3 protein-coding genes are annotated in these 3,577 nt (G+C 72.6%); all 3 read right to left on the bottom strand.

What is annotated here, in order from left to right; translation table 11 throughout:
• Positions 1-56 precede the first annotated feature (56 nt).
• Complete coding sequence (locus ICC28_RS39830) at positions 57-1,451, bottom strand: glycosyltransferase family 39 protein (RefSeq protein ID WP_188293761.1); 1,395 nt, start codon at positions 1,449-1,451, stop codon at positions 57-59.
• 354 nt (positions 1,452-1,805) lie between these two features.
• Positions 1,806-3,035, bottom strand: coding sequence for a sensor histidine kinase (locus tag ICC28_RS39825; protein WP_317454182.1), 1,230 nt, complete (start codon positions 3,033-3,035; stop codon positions 1,806-1,808).
• A gap of 94 nt (positions 3,036-3,129) precedes the next feature.
• A partial coding sequence (locus tag ICC28_RS39820) for an AbfB domain-containing protein (RefSeq protein WP_188293760.1) occupies positions 3,130-3,577 on the bottom strand: 448 nt, incomplete at its 5' end.

The following is a 3,577-nucleotide window of genomic DNA, read 5'->3' as shown; positions in this document are numbered from 1 at the left end:
GAACGCTCAGGCCGGGGCGAGCGGTGGCCTCGGCCTCGGTGCGCCGGGCGGGTGGGTCAGCCAGTGAACGAGGAGCAAGGAGCCTTGCCGCGCACATGCACGGTGATGCGGGCGCCGTGGACGCCGGTGGTGCCGCACGTGTGGAAGTAGTGGTCGAGCGTCCGGCGTTTCGCACGTCCCTCGGGGCTCATGTCCAGCGGCTCGCCCTCGCGGTCGTGCACCACGATGATCCGAGCGAAGGCACGCATCCGGGCGGGGATGTCACGGGCGGGGAGCTCGGTGCCCGACAGGGTGTCGGAGGCGACAGTGTCCTGTGCCAGCGCGAGATCGGTCAGGTTCCGGGTGTCATGAGGACGGGCCTGGGTCCACACCCGGCGGCGTGCGGGGAGGTACAGCAGTCCGTCGCCGGGCTCGGCCGCCTCCCGTACCGCGCGGCCGATGGCGAAGACGTCGTCACGGCGGCTCTCGGGGGTCCGCAGGTGGACGCTCACCGGAACGAGCGCGGCCACCACCGTCGTCATGGCGAGCCATGCCTGCCAGGCGGGTGTCCGCGGGCGCCGGGCTCGGTCCAGCCCAGCGCTCAGCAGCAGGGCGAACCCGATCGTGCTGTACAAGACGTACCGGTCGACGAACAGCGGCTTGACCGGCGAGAACAGGAGCAGCAGCAGTCCGGGCAGGAGCAGGATCGGCAGCGCCAGGGCGGGTAGCGGGACTGTTCCTCGCCCGTCCGGGGGGAGACGCCGGGCACACCACACGCCCACCAGGGCCATGGCGGCCAGGCCGAGCAACTGCACCGGGTCCGGAAAGCCGATCCAGGCCACCTGCCCCGACTGCCCGGCGCTGAGCGCCATCAGCGGCAGCGTCCCGGCCACGACGCAGCCGGCGGCCCTGGCCCACCCCCGCGTCACCCGGTGCCCGACGCCGGACACGACCAGAGTGACGCCATGGGCCGGCAGGACCAGGACAGCGAACTCATGGAGCAGGCAGGCGGTAAGCGTCACCACGGCATAACCGGCCCACCACCGCCGGGTACGGCGGGAGGCGGCCGCGAGCAGCAGGACTGTGGACCAGGTGGCCAGGGCACAGACCATGGCGTAGGAGCGGCCCTCCTGGGTGTACCGCTGCACCTGGGGGATCAGTGGGAAGACCAGCCCGGCCAGCAGGCCTGCCCGGGGGCCCGCCAGGCGGAGCCCCAGCAGACCGACGCCCGCTGCCGCCAGGGACATCGCGAGCACGGACGGCAGTCGCAGGGTGAGCAGTCCGTCGCCGAACACGGCGAAGACCCCGTGCATCAGGGTGTAGTACAGGGCATGCACCAGGTCTACGTGCTGCGCGGTACGCCAGATGTGCGGCACGCCGCGCTGCGCGACTTGCCAGGTGACCGCCTCGTCGCCCCACATACTGTTCTGCCGGTGTATGCCCCACAGGCCCAGGGCCGTCGTCAGCGCCATCGGCGGCAAGACGGCCGTCAGCAGCGGGCGGGCGGCGTACCGGCGGAGTACGGACGAAGCACGGGTGGACTGCGGGCGTCGGCGCTGCTGCGGCTTTGCGGTGGAGATCGCGGCCTCCGGGAGGGAAGCGCCGGCGCACGGACTGCCGGCCGGACTCGGGCACGGCGGCCGGCCTGGTGCCGGGCGCCGTCCCCGACCCTCTCGCCCGAAGGGCGACGACCGCCTCGGACGAATGGCCACTTCTCCCTGGCGGGGGCCGGGTCCACATCGTCCGATCGGCCAATTCCGTCAGCGGGATCCGCGGACACCTGCCGGACGAGATCCGCGAGAGTCGCAGTGTGCGCCGCGGCTGTGTCACGCCACGGTCGGCAGCACCGCCGTGACCTCCCAGCCGTGGTCGGGGCGGGGGCCCGTACGCAGGTCGCCGCCGAGTGCGGTGACGCGTTCGGTGAGTCCGACGAGACCGAAGCCGCCGCCTCGGGCGGCGTGGGGGACCCGGGTCCCGCCGCGGCCGTCGTCGCGCACGGTCACCCGCAGTGCGTGGTCCTGGTGCGCCAGTTCGACGGCTACCTCGGTCGCGTCGGCCGCGTGACGGCGGACGTTGGTGAGGGCTTCCTGAACCACGCGGTACGCGGCTGCCTGCACCTCGTGCGGCAGGTCGTCCGGCACGTCGGCCGCACGGCACAGGACGGCCTTGGGGCCGGCGGGTCCGCCGAAGTCCTCCACCAGTCCGGCCAGCGCGGGCAGATCACCGATCGGCCGACGCTCGGCGGGCACCGGTCCCGTGGCGTCGTCGTTCGGGGCGTCGCGCAGGAGGCCGACGGTACGGCGCATGGAGGCGAGGGCTTCGGCGGAGGCGCGTTCGATGTCCTTCATGATCGGGGCCAGGCGGTCCGGCTCGGTGGTGGCCAGCATTTCGGCGAGCTGAGCTTGTACCAGGATGCCGGTGACGTGATGGGCGACGAAGTCGTGCAGGTCGGCCGCCATGGCGAGTCGCTCGGCACGGCGGGTCTCGGTGACCGCGACGGCGCGGCGGAGGTCCAGGGTGCGCAGGTAGCCACCGAGGCCGGCGGCGGCACCGACCAGCACGGCGAAGGTGAGCATGAGGTCGCCGCTGCTGTTCCGGCCGGTCAGGGCGAGGACCGCCACGCCGTTCAGTGATCCGCACACCGCCGCCCAAGGTGCGGGGCAGGTGCGCACGGAGACCAGCAGCAGGCACAGCAGGATGACAATCTCGCCGACGCCGTACGTGACTGTCCAGCCGGACAGGGCACCGATCACCGTCAGAGCCAGGGACAGCACCGGGGGCACGGTGGCGCGCACGGTCGTTCCGCGCCACGCGGCCTCTCCCCGCTGTCGGGACGACAAGGCAGGGGAGCCGCGCTTGGCTGGCCAGAGCAGCGCTGCCAGGCCGGCCGGCAGCACCACGGCCGCCTGCAGCCAGGGCGGCCTGCCGTCCATGCCCGCCAGCAGTACGTCCGTGGCGGACGCCAGGAGCAGCAGGGCGAGGCCGAGCAACCGGAGGAAGCCGGGCCTGCGGTTGCCCAGCGTCGCCGACGGCTTTTCGATCAAAGGGAGGTGCACGGCGCCAGTCTATGAACGGGGGCGGCGCGACCGGATCGGTCGGCCAACGGGTGGGATGGGAGGGCGGGGAGGGCGTTGCCCTCCCCGCCACGGGTCAGCTCGTCGTACGGAAGGTGGCGTCGGCACGCCCCGTCGCGGTGGTGATCGGGTCGAGCCTCAGCTGGTAGGCGTAGTGCCGGATGTATCGGTCGGGGTGGTTGTACGACTGGAAGGACGACCATGTCGCGTCGGCGAGCCCGGCGACCTGGCGGAAGGTGGCGTCCGCGGCGAACTGGGCGGTGCCGTCGTTGTGGGCCAGCTGGAAGTCGAAGTGGGAGTGCCGCAGGAAGTACCCGGGGTAGTTCACTGACTCGAAGGAGACGGTCCCGGAACCGGCCAGCCCGGTCCGCAGCCTGAAGCGGGCGTCGTCCGCGGGGCTGACGTTCGGGTCGATGCGGACGTCCATGCTGGCGTGCCGTACGTACCGGTCCTGGAAGTTGAAGGACTGGAGCCGGTTGGCCGCGGTGCTGGGCCAGCGGGCGAGTGTGCGGCTCTCCTCGGCG

This window comes from Streptomyces sp. TRM68416 (assembly GCF_014596915.1).
Taxonomy (GTDB): Bacteria; Actinomycetota; Actinomycetes; order Streptomycetales; family Streptomycetaceae; genus Streptomyces.
The sequence above is the reverse complement of the archived record's forward strand: the minus strand, read 5'-3'. Positions and strand labels throughout refer to the sequence as shown.

Excerpts from the sequence above, each read along its gene's own strand:
- ICC28_RS39830 (WP_188293761.1), bottom strand. The coding sequence starts at position 1,451 with ATGGCGCTGACGACGGCCCTGGGCCTGTGGGGCATACACCGGCAGAAC.